This is a genomic window from Variovorax davisae (assembly GCF_030316845.1).
Classification (GTDB): domain Bacteria; phylum Pseudomonadota; class Gammaproteobacteria; order Burkholderiales; family Burkholderiaceae_C; genus Variovorax; species Variovorax davisae.
Genome location: NZ_JASZYS010000002.1, coordinates 337,023 through 352,326, shown reverse-complemented (window position 1 = coordinate 352,326; position 15,304 = coordinate 337,023). Strand labels below are relative to the sequence as shown.

The 15,304-nt window shown below is 67.2% G+C and carries 17 protein-coding genes and 1 tRNA gene; 5 read left to right on the top strand and 13 right to left on the bottom strand.

What is annotated here, in order from left to right:
- Position 1: 1 nt before the first annotated feature.
- Genes QTI33_RS05950 through QTI33_RS05940 form a run of 3 tightly spaced genes read left to right on the top strand, consistent with a single transcriptional unit; the run spans position 2 to position 2,023 of the window.
- Positions 2 to 1,015 (top strand): alginate O-acetyltransferase AlgX-related protein, encoded by a 1,014-nt coding sequence (locus QTI33_RS05950; protein ID WP_286504864.1) that lies wholly within the window; start codon positions 2 to 4, stop codon positions 1,013 to 1,015.
- Positions 1,016 to 1,046: 31 nt separating this feature from the next.
- Entirely contained in the window at positions 1,047 to 1,802 is a 756-nt protein-coding gene (gene zapD, locus QTI33_RS05945) for a cell division protein ZapD (protein WP_286504863.1), read from the top strand.
- Positions 1,803 to 1,810: 8 nt separating this feature from the next.
- Positions 1,811 to 2,023, top strand: a complete 213-nt coding sequence (locus tag QTI33_RS05940) for a DNA gyrase inhibitor YacG (RefSeq protein ID WP_286504862.1) — start codon at positions 1,811 to 1,813, stop codon at positions 2,021 to 2,023.
- Between the two features lie 3 nt (positions 2,024 to 2,026).
- On the opposite strand, the gene QTI33_RS05935 is transcribed toward QTI33_RS05940, so the two are convergent.
- The 4 genes from QTI33_RS05935 to secA are packed head-to-tail and all read right to left on the bottom strand — an operon-like array spanning position 2,027 to position 7,350.
- A complete protein-coding gene (locus tag QTI33_RS05935) occupies positions 2,027 to 2,455 on the bottom strand; it encodes an NUDIX domain-containing protein (RefSeq protein ID WP_286504861.1) in 429 nt (142 codons plus the stop codon).
- A complete protein-coding gene (locus QTI33_RS05930) occupies positions 2,452 to 3,324 on the bottom strand; it encodes an ATP-binding protein (RefSeq protein WP_286504860.1) in 873 nt (290 codons plus the stop codon). Before QTI33_RS05930 ends, QTI33_RS05935 begins: the two co-directional genes overlap by 4 nt.
- Positions 3,321 to 4,550 (bottom strand): bifunctional glutamate N-acetyltransferase/amino-acid acetyltransferase ArgJ, encoded by a 1,230-nt coding sequence (gene argJ, locus QTI33_RS05925; protein WP_286504859.1) that lies wholly within the window; start codon positions 4,548 to 4,550, stop codon positions 3,321 to 3,323. Before argJ ends, QTI33_RS05930 begins: the two co-directional genes overlap by 4 nt.
- Before the next feature lie 22 nt (positions 4,551 to 4,572).
- A complete protein-coding gene (secA, locus tag QTI33_RS05920) occupies positions 4,573 to 7,350 on the bottom strand; it encodes a preprotein translocase subunit SecA (protein WP_286504858.1) in 2,778 nt (925 codons plus the stop codon).
- Between the two features lie 201 nt (positions 7,351 to 7,551).
- Between secA and QTI33_RS05915 the strand changes: the two genes are divergently transcribed.
- Positions 7,552 to 7,860 (top strand): hypothetical protein, encoded by a 309-nt coding sequence (locus QTI33_RS05915; RefSeq protein WP_286504857.1) that lies wholly within the window; start codon positions 7,552 to 7,554, stop codon positions 7,858 to 7,860.
- Between the two features lie 22 nt (positions 7,861 to 7,882).
- Here QTI33_RS05915 and QTI33_RS05910 read toward each other — a convergent pair whose 3' ends face one another.
- The 7 genes from QTI33_RS05910 to petA form a co-directional block, all read right to left on the bottom strand.
- Positions 7,883 to 8,560 carry a PepSY-associated TM helix domain-containing protein gene (locus QTI33_RS05910; RefSeq protein ID WP_286504856.1) on the bottom strand — a complete coding sequence of 226 codons (678 nt, stop codon included), beginning with the start codon at positions 8,558 to 8,560 and terminating at the stop codon, positions 7,883 to 7,885.
- Positions 8,561 to 8,584: 24 nt separating this feature from the next.
- A tRNA-Thr gene (locus QTI33_RS05905) sits at positions 8,585 to 8,660 on the bottom strand.
- Between the two features lie 44 nt (positions 8,661 to 8,704).
- Positions 8,705 to 9,274, bottom strand: coding sequence for a ClpXP protease specificity-enhancing factor (locus QTI33_RS05900; RefSeq protein WP_286504855.1), 570 nt, complete (start codon positions 9,272 to 9,274; stop codon positions 8,705 to 8,707).
- A 19-nt stretch (positions 9,275 to 9,293) separates the two neighbouring features.
- Positions 9,294 to 9,905 carry a glutathione S-transferase N-terminal domain-containing protein gene (locus QTI33_RS05895; protein WP_286369119.1) on the bottom strand — a complete coding sequence of 204 codons (612 nt, stop codon included), beginning with the start codon at positions 9,903 to 9,905 and terminating at the stop codon, positions 9,294 to 9,296.
- Positions 9,906 to 9,996: 91 nt separating this feature from the next.
- Entirely contained in the window at positions 9,997 to 10,752 is a 756-nt protein-coding gene (locus tag QTI33_RS05890) for a cytochrome c1 (protein ID WP_286504854.1), read from the bottom strand.
- A 16-nt stretch (positions 10,753 to 10,768) separates the two neighbouring features.
- Positions 10,769 to 12,169, bottom strand: a complete 1,401-nt coding sequence (locus QTI33_RS05885) for a cytochrome b (protein ID WP_286504853.1) — start codon at positions 12,167 to 12,169, stop codon at positions 10,769 to 10,771.
- Between the two features lie 13 nt (positions 12,170 to 12,182).
- On the bottom strand, positions 12,183 to 12,806 hold the full coding sequence (gene petA, locus QTI33_RS05880; protein ID WP_286504852.1) for a ubiquinol-cytochrome c reductase iron-sulfur subunit: 624 nt from the start codon (positions 12,804 to 12,806) through the stop codon (positions 12,183 to 12,185).
- Positions 12,807 to 12,982: 176 nt separating this feature from the next.
- Here petA and mscL point away from each other — a divergent pair, with 176 nt between their 5' ends.
- The gene (mscL, locus tag QTI33_RS05875; RefSeq protein WP_286504851.1) at positions 12,983 to 13,411 is read left to right on the top strand and encodes a large conductance mechanosensitive channel protein MscL; all 429 of its coding nucleotides are present in this window, start codon (positions 12,983 to 12,985) and stop codon (positions 13,409 to 13,411) included.
- A gap of 8 nt (positions 13,412 to 13,419) precedes the next feature.
- Here the strand turns inward: mscL and pdxA are convergent, their stop codons facing one another.
- Together pdxA and QTI33_RS05865 are read right to left on the bottom strand one after the other, a co-directional pair.
- The gene (gene pdxA / locus QTI33_RS05870; protein ID WP_286504850.1) at positions 13,420 to 14,475 is read right to left on the bottom strand and encodes a 4-hydroxythreonine-4-phosphate dehydrogenase PdxA; all 1,056 of its coding nucleotides are present in this window, start codon (positions 14,473 to 14,475) and stop codon (positions 13,420 to 13,422) included.
- A complete protein-coding gene (locus QTI33_RS05865) occupies positions 14,472 to 15,245 on the bottom strand; it encodes a Nif3-like dinuclear metal center hexameric protein (protein ID WP_286504849.1) in 774 nt (257 codons plus the stop codon). Before QTI33_RS05865 ends, pdxA begins: the two co-directional genes overlap by 4 nt.
- Positions 15,246 to 15,304 lie beyond the last annotated feature (59 nt).

The following is a 15,304-nucleotide window of genomic DNA, read 5'->3' as shown; positions in this document are numbered from 1 at the left end:
TATGACTCCCGCGAAACTCTGGCTGCGGATCTTCGGGGCCGGCTTCATCGTCATCATCGCGCTGCTGATCGTGACCCTGAAAACGCCGCCCTTCTACGGCGACATGACGCGCATCGGCCTGCTGTCGGAGTCCGCCTTCGGCTGGCGGATCGAACCACCGCACGTCGAGCCGAAGTACCTCGATGCGGTGCCGGTGGCCGACGCCGACATCGTCGTGATCGGCGACAGCTTCTCGATGTCGAACCGCTGGCAATCGATGCTCACCCGGGCCGGCTACCGCGTCACGACCACCTTCTGGGGCCAGATCAACGAGGAGCTCTGCGGCGACTTCGACGCCTGGCTCGATCGCGCGGGCTTCCGCGGCAAGCTGGTGATCGTCGAGAGCATCGAGCGCCTGGTGAACGACCGCATGGTTGCCACCCAGACCTGCAAGACGATGGCCAAGCCCTTCACGGCCGGCATCAAGCCCTTCTTCGAATCGCCCCCGTCGGTGCCGGTGCCGGCGCTCAACTGGGACGGCAAGCTGACCTCGGGCGTGCGGATCTACCGCAACACCCGGCGGGCGCGCGAGGCGACCGATCCGATCCTGTCGAACGACCGCATCCTGGTGCGACCGGTTCCCGAGGGCTGCGCGATGTTCAGCCACCAGCTGTGCGACAAGGTCCCATTCTGGCCGGCAGACGACGAGAACGGCGAGCTCACGGTGCAGCATGCGACCCAGATGAAGGCTTTCGGCGACGCCCATCCGCGGCGCACCGTGCTGTGGATGATCATCCCCAACAAGACCACCGTGTATGTCAAGCCGGAACATTCGAAAGATTTCGTGACGGCCTTCGGCGCCGCCGACCTGGGCCCCGACCTGTTCAGCCTCTCGTTCGAACAGAAAAAGAAGGTCCGCGACTATTTCTTCCCCAACGACACGCACCTGTCGATGCACGGGCAACTGGTGGTCGGCCAGCAGATGCTGGAGGCGGTGCGCAAGATCCTGCCGGCTGCCCCTTCGAAGGCCTCTTGAAGCTATCATCTGCAACCGGAAGCCCCCACGCGTGATCCTCTACGAGTACCCCTTCAACGAGCGCATCCGGACCTACCTTCGGCTGGAACACCTGTTCCGTCGCCTTGGCGAGCTGGTGCCGGCCGAGTCGCCGCTGCTGCATCACTACGCCCTCGTCACGATCTTCGAGATCATGGACGTGGCGGCGCGCGCCGACCTCAAGGCCGACGTGCTGCGGGACCTCGACAAGCACAAGAACGTCTTCAACAGCTACCGCGGCAACCCGGCCATCGCCGAATCGGTGCTGGACCAGGTCGTGGGCAAGCTCGAGAGCAACTTCACGACCCTCAATACCGTGCCGGGCAAGGCCGGGCAGGCCCTGACCGAGAACGAGTGGCTGATGAGCATCCGCAGCCGCGCCGGCATTCCGGGCGGCACCTGCGAGTTCGACCTGCCGGCCTACTACGCCTGGCAGAACCGCCGCGCCCACGAACGGCGTGCCGACCTCGAGCGCTGGTCGTCCACGCTGGCGCCGCTGGCCGAATCGATCTATCTGCTGCTCAAGCTGCTGCGCGACGCCGACGTGCCCTACAAGGTGATCGCGGCCAACGGCCAGTTCCAGCAGACCCTGCCGCAGGGCCGCAGCTTCCAGCTGCTGCGCCTGCGCATCGACCCCAAGCTCGGGCTGATCCCCGAGATTTCCGGCAACCGGCTGATGGTGTCGGTCAGGCTGATGCGCCATGGCACCGATGATCGCCTTCATCAAAGCACGGACGAGGCCCCGTTCGAACTGACCCTTTGCGCCTGAGACATTCGATGAGCGGTGCGACGAATTCCATCGGCGAGCGGATCGTCCGTTGCCCGGCATGCGGACTGGACAGCGTCTACGCCGCCAGCAACCCCTACCGGCCGTTCTGCAGCGCGCGCTGCAAGGGCATCGACCTGGGTGCCTGGGCCAGCGAAGAATTCCGGATGCCGGCCGATGCGCCGCCGGACGAAGATCCGTTCGGCGATCCGAAGCGGCAGTAGTGCCTAGGCTGCAGGCGGCTCGAAGACCAGCCCGCGTTCCTCGGCCAGCCAGGCCAGCACCGGCAGTGCGCCCGGCAGCACCGGCGTGACGTCGAGCGGCAGCTGCTGCCAGCACATCGCCTGCCCCTCGCGCATCTCGAATTCCCCGCTCCAGCGATGCACCTTGCACCAGTGCAGGCGCACCAGGGCATGCGGGTAGTCGTGCTCGGTGACCTTCCAGACCGCAGCGCCGGCGATCGTGATGCCGAGCTCTTCGTGCAGCTCGCGCCGCAGCGCCTGCTCGACGCTCTCGCCGGCCTCCAGCTTGCCGCCCGGGAACTCCCAGTAGCCGGCGTAGGGCTTGCCTTCGGGCCGGGTCGACAGCAGCAGCGCACCATCCTCGCGGATCAGGATGCCGACCGCGACCTCGGTGTGCTTGCGCGTTCCGGTCAAGCCGCACGTCCCGCGTAGTCGCGCGCGAACTGGTAGGCCACGCGGCCGCTGCGCGAACCGCGCTCGAGCGCCCAGACCAGGGCCTCGGGGCGCGCGGCCTCGACCGCCTTGGCGTCGACGCCGAACGAGGACAGCCATTGACCGACGATCGCCAGGTATTCGTTCTGGCTGAAGGGATAGAAGCTGACCCAGAGGCCGAAGCGCTCCGACAGCGAGATCTTCTCCTCGATCACCTCGCCCGGATGGACTTCGCCATCGTCGGTATGGGTGTAGCTGAGGTTGTCCTTCATGTACTCGGGCAGCAGGTGGCGCCGGTTGCTGGTCGCGTAGATCAGCACGTTGGGTGTCGACGCGGCGATCGAGCCGTCGAGGATCGACTTCAGCGCCTTGTAGCCCGGCTCGCCCTCGTCGAAGCTCAGGTCGTCGCTGAAGATGATGAACTTCTCGGGCCGGTTGGCCACCACCTCGATGATGTCGGGCAGGTCGGTCAACTCGGCCTTGTCGACCTCGATCAGGCGCAGGCCCCGCGGCGCATAGGCCTGCAGGCAGGCCCGGATCAGCGAGGACTTGCCGGTGCCGCGAGCGCCGGTCAGCAGCACGTTGTTGGCCGGCTTGCCTTCGACGAACTGGCGCGTGTTGCGCTCGATCTTCTCTTTCTGGACGTCGATTTCCTTCAGCGCGTCGAGCGCCATCGCGGCCACGTGGCGCACCGGCTCGAGCGTGCCGTGGCCGGAGCTGCGGCGGCGGTAGCGCCAGGCGATGGAGGCGCTCCAGTCGGCCGGCGCCGCGAGCGGCTGCGGCAGGATCGATTCGATGCGCGCGATGAGGTGCTCGGCCCGCTCGAGCAGGCGTTCGAACTGGACGTTCATGACCGGTAGTCGGCGTTGATGGAGACGTAGTCGTGGCTCAGGTCGCAGGTCCAGACGGTGTCGGCGGCGCTGCCGCGGCCGAGCGCGATGCGCACCGTGATCTCGCTCTGCTTCATGACGCGCTGGCCATCTTCTTCGCGGTAGGCCGGATTGCGCCCGCCCTTGACCGCCACGTGCACATCGTCGAGATAGAGGTCGATGCCGGTCTGGTCGAGGTCGGCGATGCCCGCATAGCCGACAGCCGCGAGGATCCGGCCCAGGTTCGGATCGCTGGCGAAGAACGCGGTCTTGACCAGCGGCGAGTGAGCGACCGCATAGGCGACCTGCCGGCACTCGGCCGCATCCTTGCCGCCTTCGACCCGGATGGTGATGAACTTGGTCGCGCCTTCGCCGTCGCGCACGATGGCCTGCGCCAGCTGGCGGGCGACGTTGCGCATCGCGTCGAGCAGTGCACGGCCTTCGGGCGATTCGAGCGACCCGATGGGCGCATGCGCCGCCTTCTGGGTCGCGATGACCACGAAGGAGTCGTTGGTCGAGGTGTCGCCGTCGATCGTCACGCGGTTGAACGAGGCGTCGGCGAGGGCCTTGGCCAGGGGCTGGATCAGCGCCGGGTCGATCTTGGCGTCGGTCGCCATGAAGCCGAGCATGGTCGCCATGTTCGGCCGGATCATGCCGGCGCCCTTGCTGATGCCGGTGACCGTGACGGTCGCGCCGCCGATCTGCACCTGCTGGCTGAAGGCCTTGGGCACGGTGTCGGTGGTCATGATGCCTTCGGCCGCCCGCGCCCAGTGGTCGGGCGCGGCATCGGCGAGCGCTGCGGGCAGGCCGGCTTCGATGCGATCGATTGGCAGCGGCTCCATGATGACGCCGGTCGAGAAGGGCAGGATCTGTTCGGGCGCCAGGTCCAGGTGGCGCGCCAGCGCGATGCAGGTGGCGCGGGTGCGCGCCAGTCCGTCTTCGCCGGTGCCGGCGTTCGCATTGCCGGTGTTGATCAGCATCGCCCGGATGCCGAAGTCGCGGGCCAGGTGCTCGCGGCAGACCTGGACCGGCGCCGCGCAGAAGCGGTTCTGCGTGAACACGCCGCCGACCGCGGCGCCTTCGTCGATCAGCACGACCGTCAGGTCCTTGCGGTTGGCCTTGCGCACGCCCGCTTCGGCGACGCCGATGCGAACGCCGGGCACCGCATGCAGCGCGGCGGGATCTGGAGCGGAGAGATTCACTGGCATGGAGAGATCCTGTCGATGGATGTCAGCTGAGCTTGCCGTGGCACTGCTTGAACTTCTTGCCACTGCCGCAGGGGCACGGATCGTTGCGGCCGACGCGCGCGAAGGCCGCGGCACCGGCGGAGAGGCCGCCGGCGAGCTGGCGACGCTGGCTTTCCTCGTCGACCCGGACCTCGACCTCGCCGGTTTCGGTCGGCGCGGTGTAGGTGATGTTGGCGAGGTTCTCGCCGCGGCTTTCCATCGCCTCGGCGGCCTCTTCGAGCTGTTCGCCCGACTGCACGCGCACCGTCATGAGCTGGCGCGTGACCTCGTTCTTGACCGAGTCGAGCAGCTGGCCGAAGAGCTCGAAGGCCTCGCGCTTGTATTCCTGCTTGGGCTGCTTCTGCGCATAGCCGCGCAGGTGGATGCCCTGGCGCAGGTAGTCCAGCGAGGCCAGGTGCTCGCGCCAGTGGGTGTCGATGCTCTGCAGCAGCACCATGCGCTCGAACTGGGTGAAGTTCTCCTGGCCGATCAGCGCCAGCTTGGCGTTGAAGACCTCGTTGGCGGCGGCCACCACCTTCTCGACCACCTCCTCGTCGCCGATCGCGGTCGCCGCCTCGACCTGCTGGCGCAGCGGGATCTCGAGGCCCCACTCGTCGCTCAGCACCTTCTCGAGGCCGGCCAGCTGCCATTGCTCCTCGACCGATTCGGCCGGCACGTACTGGCGCACCAGGTCGGTGAAGCAGCCTTCGCGCAAGGCCTCGATCTGGGCCGTCAGCTCGGTCGCGTCGAGGATGTCGTTGCGCTGCTGGTAGATCACTTTGCGCTGGTCGTTCGAGACGTCGTCGTACTCGAGCAACTGCTTGCGGACGTCGAAGTTGCGCGCCTCGACCTTGCGCTGCGCGCTCTCGATGCTGCGGGTCACGATGCCGGCCTCGATCGCCTCGCCGTCGGGCATCTTCAGGCGGTCCATGATCGCCTTGACGCGATCGCCCGCGAAGATGCGCATCAGCGGGTCGTCCAGGCTCAGGTAGAAGCGCGAGGAGCCCGGGTCGCCCTGGCGGCCCGAGCGGCCGCGCAGCTGGTTGTCGATGCGGCGCGACTCGTGGCGCTCGGTGGCGATGATGCGCAGGCCGCCCAGCGACTTCACGAACTCGTGGTCCTTGGTCCACTCGGCGCGCAGGCGGGCGATTTCCGCGGCCTTGGCCGCTTCGTCCCTGGACTCGTCGGCTTCCACCGCCTCGATCAGCTTCTCGACGTTGCCGCCGAGCACGATGTCGGTCCCGCGGCCCGCCATGTTGGTGGCGATCGTGATCATCTTGGTGCGCCCGGCCTGGGCCACGATGTCGGCTTCGCGCGCGTGCTGCTTGGCGTTGAGCACCTGGTGCGGCAGGTCGGCCTTCTCGAGCAGGCCGGCGATGATCTCGGAGTTCTCGATCGACGAAGTCCCGACCAGCACCGGCTGGCCGCGCTCGTGGCATTCGCGGATGTCCTGGATCGCGGCCTCGTACTTCTCGCGCGTGGTCTTGTAGACGCGGTCGAGCTGGTCTTCGCGCTTGCTCTGCCGGTTCGGCGGAATGATCATGGTCTCCAGGCCATAGATCTCCTGGAATTCGTAGGCCTCGGTGTCGGCCGTGCCGGTCATGCCGGCCAGCTTGCCGTAGAGGCGGAAGTAGTTCTGGAAGGTGATCGAGGCCAGGGTCTGGTTCTCGGCCTGGATCTCGACGCCTTCCTTGGCTTCCACCGCCTGGTGCAGGCCATCGCTCCAGCGGCGGCCGCTCATCAAGCGGCCGGTGAACTCGTCGACGATCACCACCTCGCCCTGCTGCACCACGTAGTGCTGGTCGCGGTGATAGAGATGCCGGGCCCGCAGCGCCGCGTTCAGGTGGTGCATCAGCGTGATGTTGGCCGGATCGTAGAGCGAGGCGCCCTCGGGCAGCAGCTTGAACTCGGACAGCACCTGCTCGGCCTTCTCGTGGCCGTCTTCCGTCAGGAACACCTGGTGGGTCTTCTCGTCGACCGTGAAGTCGCCCGGCTGAGTGACGCCTTCGCCGGTGCGCGGGTCGGCCTCGCCTTCCTGCTTGACCAGCAGCGGCACCACCTTGTTGATCGCCAGGTAGAGCTCGGTGTGGTCCTCGGCCTGGCCGCTGATGATCAGCGGCGTGCGGGCCTCGTCGATCAGGATCGAGTCGACCTCGTCGACGATCGCGTAGTTCAGCCCGCGCTGGACGCGGTCGCCCGGCTCGTAGACCATGTTGTCGCGCAGGTAGTCGAAGCCGTACTCGTTGTTGGTGCCGTAGGTGATGTCGCTGCCGTAGGCCTGCTGCTTCTCCTCGCGCGGCATCTGCGGCAGGTTGATGCCGACCGACAGCCCGAGGTAGTTGTAGAGCCGGCCCATCCACTGGGCGTCGCGGTTGGCGAGGTAGTCGTTGACCGTGACCACGTGCACGCCCTTGCCCGTCAGCGCGTTCAGGTACACCGGCAAGGTCGCCGTCAGGGTCTTGCCCTCGCCGGTGCGCATTTCGGAGATCTTGCCGTTGTGCAGCGCCATGCCGCCCAGCAACTGGACGTCGAAGTGGCGCATCTTCATGATCCGCTTCGAGGCCTCGCGCACCGTGGCGAAGGCCTCGGGCAACAGGTCGTCGAGCGACTCGCCCTTGGCGACACGGTCCTTGAACTCCTGCGTCTTGGCGCGCAGCGCCGCGTCGTCGAGCTTCTCGAAGGACGGCTCCAGCGCGTTGATGCGTTCGACCGTCTTGCGATACTGCTTCAGGAGCCGGTCATTGCGACTGCCGAAAATTTGAGTCAGGAAGTTGGTGGCCATGAATGGAGATCGATGCACACTCGCCGGATGCGGGCGCCTCGACCGAAATCCCTAAGATAGACAAGAGAACGAACTTGGGCGCGCTTGACCAAAAGGCAAGCGGGCCGGCGCGCAGGATGCCGGCAAACCGCTGATTTTAGCCACCTTGCCTCGACCTTCCGATCCGCCGCCCATTGCCCGCCAACCGCCCTCGAACCGTCCATGTACCGCCGTCTCAACCCCGCCGTCACCCTGCTCGAAGCCGCCGAGGGCTCGCCCACCCTGGCGGGCCTGGCAGCACGCGCGCGCGACGCCAACGAGCGGCTGGCGGCGGTGCAGGACCTGATCCCGGCTGAAATGCGCGCCGCGGTCCAGGCCGGACCGGCCGAGGCCGAGGTCTGGTGCCTGCTGGTGAACGGCAGCGCCGCGGCCGCCAAGCTGCGTCAGCTGGCGCCCCTGCTTCAGTCGCGGCTCAAGTCGCGCGGCTGGGACGTCTCGACGATCCGGATCAAGGTGATGTCGCGGCGCTGAGCCGCGCCGGGCACTCGGCGCTTCAGAGCTGCGCCAGCGCCAGGCCCACGGTGAGGGCGACCGAACTGCCGAAGATGGCCAGGCCGACCGCGCGGCGGCGGTGCGTGAGCATCCAGAGGATCACCCCCGAGATCGACAGGAAGATCAGGCTGCCGGCCAGGGTATCGACCAGCAGGATCCAGCCGACCGACATGCCGGTGCCCTTGTGCATGTTGGTCAGCGTGGCGACGAAGCCATTCTGGGTGGTCGTGACGCCGACCGAGCGGTTGCCGCGCCAGTACTCGGCCTGGACGATGGCGTCGGGTCCGCCGAAATTGAAGGTCCAGCGCTCGGGCTGCATCAGCGGGTCGGCGTGGCCCTTCTCGCCCCAGGCCACCGGTCGCGCGGGCTCGGTGCGCATCGAGTTCGGAGCTCGACTCTGATCCAGGGCCGCCTGCAGCCAGACGGCCATCTCCGCCGCGCTGGCCGGTGGCGGCTCGGGCAGCGCCAGCTGGGCGCTGGCGCGCTGCTGGGCCAGCGGCAGCTTGAGCACCGCGCGGTGGTTGAGCCAGATGCCGGCGGTGCCGAAGAGCAGGCCGAGGATCGCGCCCCAGAGGCCGATCCAGCCGTGGGTCTTGCGGATCCACTGCACGGCGGCGGCGCGGCGCTGCAGCGCCTGTGCGCGCCGGCCGGCGGCGAGAGCATTCGATGAGGTGTTCATGGGAGCGCCGGATGCGCCAGGAAATGGTGCCGCTTGTCGGAATCGAACTGACGACCTACCGCTTACAAGGCGGTTGCTCTACCAACTGAGCTAAAGCGGCGGGACCTGGATTTTAGCGGGCCGCAACGATGCGGGCCGCGCAGTTCACTTGATGCGCTTGAGCGACGGGCGCGCCCCGCCCCCGGCCGGCGGCCGTGGCGGGTCTTCGGGGTCCGGCGGCGGCGTGCTGCCGGGGGCGGCCGCCTCTTCGCCCTCCCCGGAGACCAGGTGCACCACCTTGCTGGCGTCGCCCTCGGTGCCGCGCGAGGCGTCGCGCAGCGGGGTCCGGGTCGATGCGGTCGACGGCGTCGCGGCGGCCGGTGCGGCAGCACCCCCATCGGCATGCGCCGGTGCCGGCGCCGGGAAGGCCATGCCCTGCCCGTTTTCTCGCGCATAGATCGCGATCACGCGCCCCACCGGCACGCTGATCTCGCGCGCCGTGCCGGCGAAGCGGGCCTTGAACTCGATGAAGTCGTTGCCGAGCTTGAGCGAGCTGGTCGCGTCGAAGCTGATGTTCAGCACGATCTCGCCGTTCTTGACGTACTCGCGCGGCACCTGCACCGTGTCGTCGACCTGCACCGCGACATACGGCGTGAAGCCGTTGTCGGTGCACCATTCGTACAACGCCCGGATCAGGTAGGGGCGGGTGGATGACGACTCGAGCGCGTTGATCATGGGCGACGGCGCAGGCGACTCACTTGCGCATGACCTTTTCGGACGGCGTCAGCGCCTCGATGTAGGCCGGGCGCGAGAAGATGCGCTCGGCGTACTTCAAGAGCGGGGCCGCGTTCTTGCTGAGGTCGATGCCGTAGTAGTCGAGGCGCCACAAGAGCGGCGCGATCGCGACGTCGAGCATCGAGAAGTTGTCGCCCAGCATGTACTTGTTCTTGAGGAACACCGGTGCCAGCTGCGTGAGGCGGTCGCGGATGTGCGAGCGGGCCTTCTCGAGCGCCTTCTCGTTGCCCTTGGTGGTGCGGTTCTCGAGCGTGGACACGTGCACGAACAGCTCCTTCTCGAAGTTGAGCAGGAACAGGCGCACGCGGGCGCGGTCGACCGGGTCGCCGGGCATCAGCTGCGGATGCGGGAAGCGCTCGTCGATGTACTCGTTGATGATGTTCGACTCGTACAGGATCAGGTCGCGCTCGACCAGGATCGGCACCTGCCCGTACGGGTTCATCACGTTGATGTCCTCGGGCTTGTTGTAGAGATCGACGTCGCGAATCTCGAAATCCATGCCCTTCTCGAACAGCACGAAGCGGCAGCGATGGGAAAAGGGGCAGGTCGTTCCAGAATACAGGACCATCATGGCGAAAGACTCCTAAAAATCAAAAAGAGTGGGTCGCGTCTGCAACCCACTCTGCGGGACCCGGCGCACGAGGCGCCGGATCGGCGTGGCATTACTTGACGTCTTTCCAGTACGAGGCATTGAGGCGCCACGTGAAGACGATCGCCATGACGAGGAACAGCAGCACCCAGACGCCGACGCGGATGCGGGTGTTCTGGGCCGGTTCGGCCATCCACTGCAGATAGCTGACGAGATCGCCCATGTTCTGGTCGAACTGGATCGGCGTCATGGTGCCGGGACTCACTTGCTCCCAGCCCTTGAACACTTCGGTCTCATGGCCGTGCGATTCGACCTTGTCGAAGACCGGACGGCGCTCGCCCTGCAGCTCCCACATCACGTGCGGCATCGCCACGGCCGGGAACGCGAGGTTGTTCCAGCCGGTGGCCTTGGTGTCGTCGCGGTAGAAGGTGCGCAGGTAGGTGTAGAGGTAGTCGGCGCCCGTGCCGCCGTGGCCGGCACGCGAACGCGCCACCAGGGTCAGGTCGGGCGGCACCGTGCCGAACCATTCCTTGGCCTGGCGCGGGTCCATGTTGACCCGCATGGTCTCGCCGATCTTGTCGGTCGTGAACAGCAGGTTGTCCTTGATCTGCTGCTCGGAGATGCCGAGGTCCGTCAGGCGGTTGAAGCGCATGAACGCCGCCGAGTGGCAGCTCAGGCAGTAGTTGACGAACAGCTTGGCGCCGTTCTGCAGCGCGGCCAGATCGGTGGTGCGATTCGGCGCCTTGTCCCAGGCGATGCCGCCTTCGGCGGCGTGTGCGCCGGTGACGATGCCGAGCGCCGCGATCAACGTGAGGATCAGTTTCTTCATTCTTGTCGTCTCCCGGTCAGTGAGCGTTGAAAACCACGCGCTCGGGGACCGGCTTGAATTCGCCGAGGCGGCTCCACCACGGCATCAGCAGGAAGAAACCGAAATAGAACAGCGTTCCGATCTGCGAGATGCGTTCGCCGATCGGCGACGGCGGCTGCACGCCCAGGTAGGCCAGCACCACGAAGTTGACGACGAACACGCCGTAGACATACTTGTGCCAGCTCGGGCGGTAGCGGATCGACTTGACCGGGCTGTGGTCCAGCCAAGGCAGGAAGAACAGGATGACGACCGCGCCGCCCATCACGACCACGCCCCAGAACTTGGCGTCGATCGACAGCATCATGGCGACCACGCCGACCGCGACCACCACGATGCCGACCTTGATGAAGGACGGGAAGCGAGCCTTCCAGACGCCGTAGGCGGCGGCAGCGACCACGCAGGCGATCAGCGCATACATCATCTCGCTGGTGATGGCGCGCAGCATCGAATAGAAGGGCGTGAAGTACCAGACCGGCGCGATGTGGTTCGGCGTCTTCAGCGAATCGGCCGGGATGAAGTTGTTGTACTCGAGGAAGTAGCCGCCGGCTTCGGGCGCGAAGAAGATCACGGCCGAGAAGATCGTCAGGAACACCACCACGCCGAAGATGTCGTGCACCGTGTAGTACGGGTGCGACGGGATGCCGTCGACCGGATGGCCGTCGGCGCCGCGGTTGGCCTTGATCTCGATGCCGTCGGGGTTGTTCGAACCCACTTCGTGCAGCGCGATCAGGTGGGCCACCACCAGGCCGAGCAGCACCAGCGGCACGGCGATCACGTGGAAGCTGAAGAAGCGGTTGAGGGTGGCGTCGCTCACCACGTAGTCGCCGCGGATCAGCAGGGCCAGGTCAGGACCGACGAAGGGGATGGCGGCGAACAGGTTGACGATCACCTGGGCGCCCCAGTAGCTCATCTGGCCCCAGGGCAGCAGGTAGCCCATGAAGGCCTCGGCCATCAGGCAGAGGAAGATCGCGCAGCCGAAGATCCAGATCAGTTCGCGCGGCTTGCGGTAACTGCCGTACATCAGGCCGCGGAACATGTGGAGGTAGACCACGATGAAGAAGGCCGAGGCCCCCGTCGAGTGCATGTAGCGGATCAGCCAGCCCCAGGGCACGTCGCGCATGATGTACTCGACCGAGCCGAAGGCCAGCGCGGCGTCGGGCTTGTAGTGCATCACCAGGAAGATGCCGGTCACGATCTGGATCACCAGCACCAGCATCGCGAGCGAGCCGAAGATGTACCAGAAGTTGAAGTTCTTCGGCGCGTAGTACTTGCCCCACTGGTCGTTCCAGAGCTTGGTCAGCGGGAAGCGGTTGTCGACCCAGTTGAGCAGCTTCTCGTTGGCTGGGGCGTTGGGGGAAATTTCGTGGAATTCAGCCATGTTCTTGTTCTCCTCAGGCCTTCTTGTCGTCGCCGATCAGGAGGCGCGTGTCGGAGAGGTACATGTGCGGCGGCACCGGCAGGTTGTCGGGCGCGGGCTTGTTCTTGAAGACCCGGCCGGCCAGGTCGAAGGTCGAGCCGTGGCAGGGGCACAGGAAGCCGCCCTCCCAATTGTCGGGCAGCGAGGCCTGCGGGCCCGGCTGGAAGCGGTCGGTGGGCGAGCAGCCCAGGTGGGTGCAGATGCCCACGACCACCAGGATCTCGGGCTTGATCGAGCGATGCTCGTTGCGCGCGTACTCGGGCGTGAACTCGTCGGGGTTGCGCTTCGATTGCGGATCGGCGAGCAGCGGATCGAGCTTGGGCAGTTCGGAGATCTGCTGGGGCGAACGCTTCAGGATCCAGACCGGCTTGCCGCGCCATTCGACGGTCATCTTCTCGCCGACCTGCAGCGCGCCGATGTCGGCTTCGACCGGGGCGCCGGCGGCCTTGGCCTTTTCCGACGGCTGGAACGAACTCACGAAGGGCACTGCGACGGCCACGCCACCCACTGCGCCGGCGCAGCCTGAGGCAATCAACCATGTCCGCTTGCTGGTGTCGATCCGGGGTCGGCCGGCGGTACTCGCGCTGCTGTCACTCATGGAGATCCTCAATCTTCTTCGGGGGGACTTGGGTCAACCAAGGATTGTAGCGGAGCGTAAAAGGCGAATTCAACGGCGCGAAGCGCCCGGCGCGCGGGCCTTCGACCGGGCGCAGACCGCACCCCCACCCCTATACTGGCCGGCGTTCAAAACCAACCCCAGACGAGGTGCACGACATGAGCTTTCTGAAAGAGTTCCGCGAATTTGCCGTCAAGGGCAACGTGATCGACCTGGCCGTCGGCGTGATCATCGGTGCGGCCTTCGGCAAGATCGTCGACTCGCTGGTGAGCGACATCATCATGCCGCTGGTCGGCCTCATCTTCGGCAAGCTCGACTTCTCGAACCTCTACATCGTGCTGGGCCCCAGACCGAGCGGCGTGGCCGACACGCTGGTCGAACTCAAGAAGGCCGGCGCACCGGTGCTGGCCTATGGCAACTTCATCACCGTGGCGGTGAACTTCGTGATCCTGGCCTTCATCATCTTTCTGATGGTCAAGCAGATCAACCGGCTGCGCAACAAGGCCGAAGCCCCGCCGCCGCCGCCGGCCACGCCTGAAGACGTGATGCTGCTGCGCGAGATCCGGGACAGTCTCAAGCGTCCCTGAGACCTTGGCTAGGCCCGCCCCACCAGCGACCGCGCCATCCGCACAGCCTCGATCAGGCTCGACGCATCCGCCCGTCCCGTCCCCGCGATGTCGAAGGCCGTCCCGTGATCGGGACTGGTCCGCACCAGCGGCAGGCCCAGCGTCACGTTGACGCCCTTCTCGACCCCCAGGTACTTGACCGGGATCAGCCCCTGGTCGTGGTACATCGCGATCACGACATCAAACTCGCCGCGGCCATCGGCCTTGGCACGGGCGCGCATGAAGACGGTGTCGGGCGCATGGGGCCCGTCGGCATCGATGCCTTCGGCGCGTGCGGCCGCGATCGCCGGCGCGATGATGTCGCGCTCCTCGGAGCCGAACAGGCCGCCCTCCCCCGCATGCGGATTGAGGCCGGCGACGCCGATCCTGGGCGCCCGCCCGAGCACCGCGCCGAGCGCACGGTGCGCGATCCGCAGCGTCTGCAGCACGCCATCGACGGTCACGGCCTCGATCGCCTGGCGCAGCGACATGTGGATGCTGACCAGCACGGTGCGCAGTTCGTCGTTGGCCAGCATCATGCGCACCGGCACTTCCGACAATGGCCGGGCCAGGTGGGCCGCAGCCTCGGCCTGCAGCAGTTCGGTGTGGCCTGGATACGGGAAGCCGGCCGCCGCGAGCGCCTCCTTGTGCAAGGGGGCGGTGACGATCGCGGCGATCTCTGCGCGCAGCGCCGCGCGCGCGGCCCAGACCACGCAATCGCCGGCGATGCGGCCGGCCTCGGCGCTGACCTGGCCCTGGACGATCGGTGCGCCCGTCGGCGCCACCACCTGCAGCACCGGGATGCAGCCGGCCGGCGCATCGCGCGCCTCGGCCGGCGTCTCGAGCAGCGCGACCGGCAAGGCCGGTGCGCCGATGGCGGCGATCGCCTGGGCGGCCCGCCGCACGGTCGCCAGGTCGCCGGCCACGAAGCAGCCGCGCAAGTCGCCGGCGGCGTCGCGAAAGGCCTTGGCGATGATCTCGGGGCCGATGCCGGCCGGGTCGCCGAGCGTGATGGCGATGGGGAGGGACGCGTCGTTGTTGCTCACGCCGGATTGTCGATGTCGATGAATTCGTGGGCCAGGCCCAACTGGGCGGCGACATGCGCCGCAACGGCCGGCGCCCCGTAGCGTTCGGTGGCATGGTGGCCGCAGGCCAGGAAGGCGACGCCCATCTCGCGGGCGTAGTGGGCCTGGGGCTCCGAGATCTCGCCCGTGATGAAGGCATCGGCCCCGGCGGCGATCGCGGCCTCGAAGTAGCTCTGCGCACCGCCCGTGCACCAGGCGATGTGGCGAATCGGGCGTGGCGCGCCTTCCACCAGCGTCACGGCCTTGCCGAGCGCCTTCTCGACGTGGGTGGCCAGCGCCTTCGCGTTCGGGAAGCCGTCGCCGTTGTCGCGCGCGCCGAGGAAGCCGAGCTCCTGCTCGCCGAAGCGGCCGGCCGAGCCCGGGTGCGCGACCAGGCCGAGCCGAAGCCCCAGCTGCGCGTTGTTGCCGAGCTCGGGATGGGCGTCGAGCGGGAGATGGTAGGCGAACAGGTTGACGTCGTCGCCGAGCAGCAGGCCCAGGCGCTGTCGCATCCAGCCCGTGACGCGCCCGTCCTGGCCGCGCCAGAACAGGCCGTGGTGGACGAAGATCGCGTCGGCTTCGGCATGGATCGCGGCTTCGATCAGGGCCCGGCTCGCGGTCACGCCGGAGACGATCTTGCGCACCGTGGTGCGGCCCTCGACCTGCAGGCCGTTGGGCCCGTAGTCCTTGAAGCGCGCGGGCGCCAGCAGCAGGTCGAATGCGTGCAGGAGTTCGTGGCGGGTCGTGCTCATCGCGCCATTGTGGCCCCGGCCGGCGCCCGGCGAGTTCCGGGAACACCGGCGCTGTTTCA

Coding starts and splice junctions, on each gene's coding strand:
- QTI33_RS05950 (WP_286504864.1), top strand. CDS start 2: ATGACTCCCGCGAAACTCTGGCTGCGGATCTTCGGGGCCGGCTTCATC.
- QTI33_RS05940 (WP_286504862.1), top strand. CDS start 1,811: ATGAGCGGTGCGACGAATTCCATCGGCGAGCGGATCGTCCGTTGCCCG.
- QTI33_RS05930 (WP_286504860.1), bottom strand. CDS start 3,324: ATGAACGTCCAGTTCGAACGCCTGCTCGAGCGGGCCGAGCACCTCATC.
- argJ (WP_286504859.1), bottom strand. CDS start 4,550: ATGCCAGTGAATCTCTCCGCTCCAGATCCCGCCGCGCTGCATGCGGTG.
- secA (WP_286504858.1), bottom strand. CDS start 7,350: ATGGCCACCAACTTCCTGACTCAAATTTTCGGCAGTCGCAATGACCGG.
- QTI33_RS05915 (WP_286504857.1), top strand. CDS start 7,552: ATGTACCGCCGTCTCAACCCCGCCGTCACCCTGCTCGAAGCCGCCGAG.
- QTI33_RS05910 (WP_286504856.1), bottom strand. CDS start 8,560: ATGAACACCTCATCGAATGCTCTCGCCGCCGGCCGGCGCGCACAGGCG.
- QTI33_RS05900 (WP_286504855.1), bottom strand. CDS start 9,274: ATGATCAACGCGCTCGAGTCGTCATCCACCCGCCCCTACCTGATCCGG.
- QTI33_RS05895 (WP_286369119.1), bottom strand. CDS start 9,905: ATGATGGTCCTGTATTCTGGAACGACCTGCCCCTTTTCCCATCGCTGC.
- QTI33_RS05890 (WP_286504854.1), bottom strand. CDS start 10,752: ATGAAGAAACTGATCCTCACGTTGATCGCGGCGCTCGGCATCGTCACC.
- QTI33_RS05885 (WP_286504853.1), bottom strand. CDS start 12,169: ATGGCTGAATTCCACGAAATTTCCCCCAACGCCCCAGCCAACGAGAAG.
- petA (WP_286504852.1), bottom strand. CDS start 12,806: ATGAGTGACAGCAGCGCGAGTACCGCCGGCCGACCCCGGATCGACACC.
- mscL (WP_286504851.1), top strand. CDS start 12,983: ATGAGCTTTCTGAAAGAGTTCCGCGAATTTGCCGTCAAGGGCAACGTG.
- QTI33_RS05865 (WP_286504849.1), bottom strand. CDS start 15,245: ATGAGCACGACCCGCCACGAACTCCTGCACGCATTCGACCTGCTGCTG.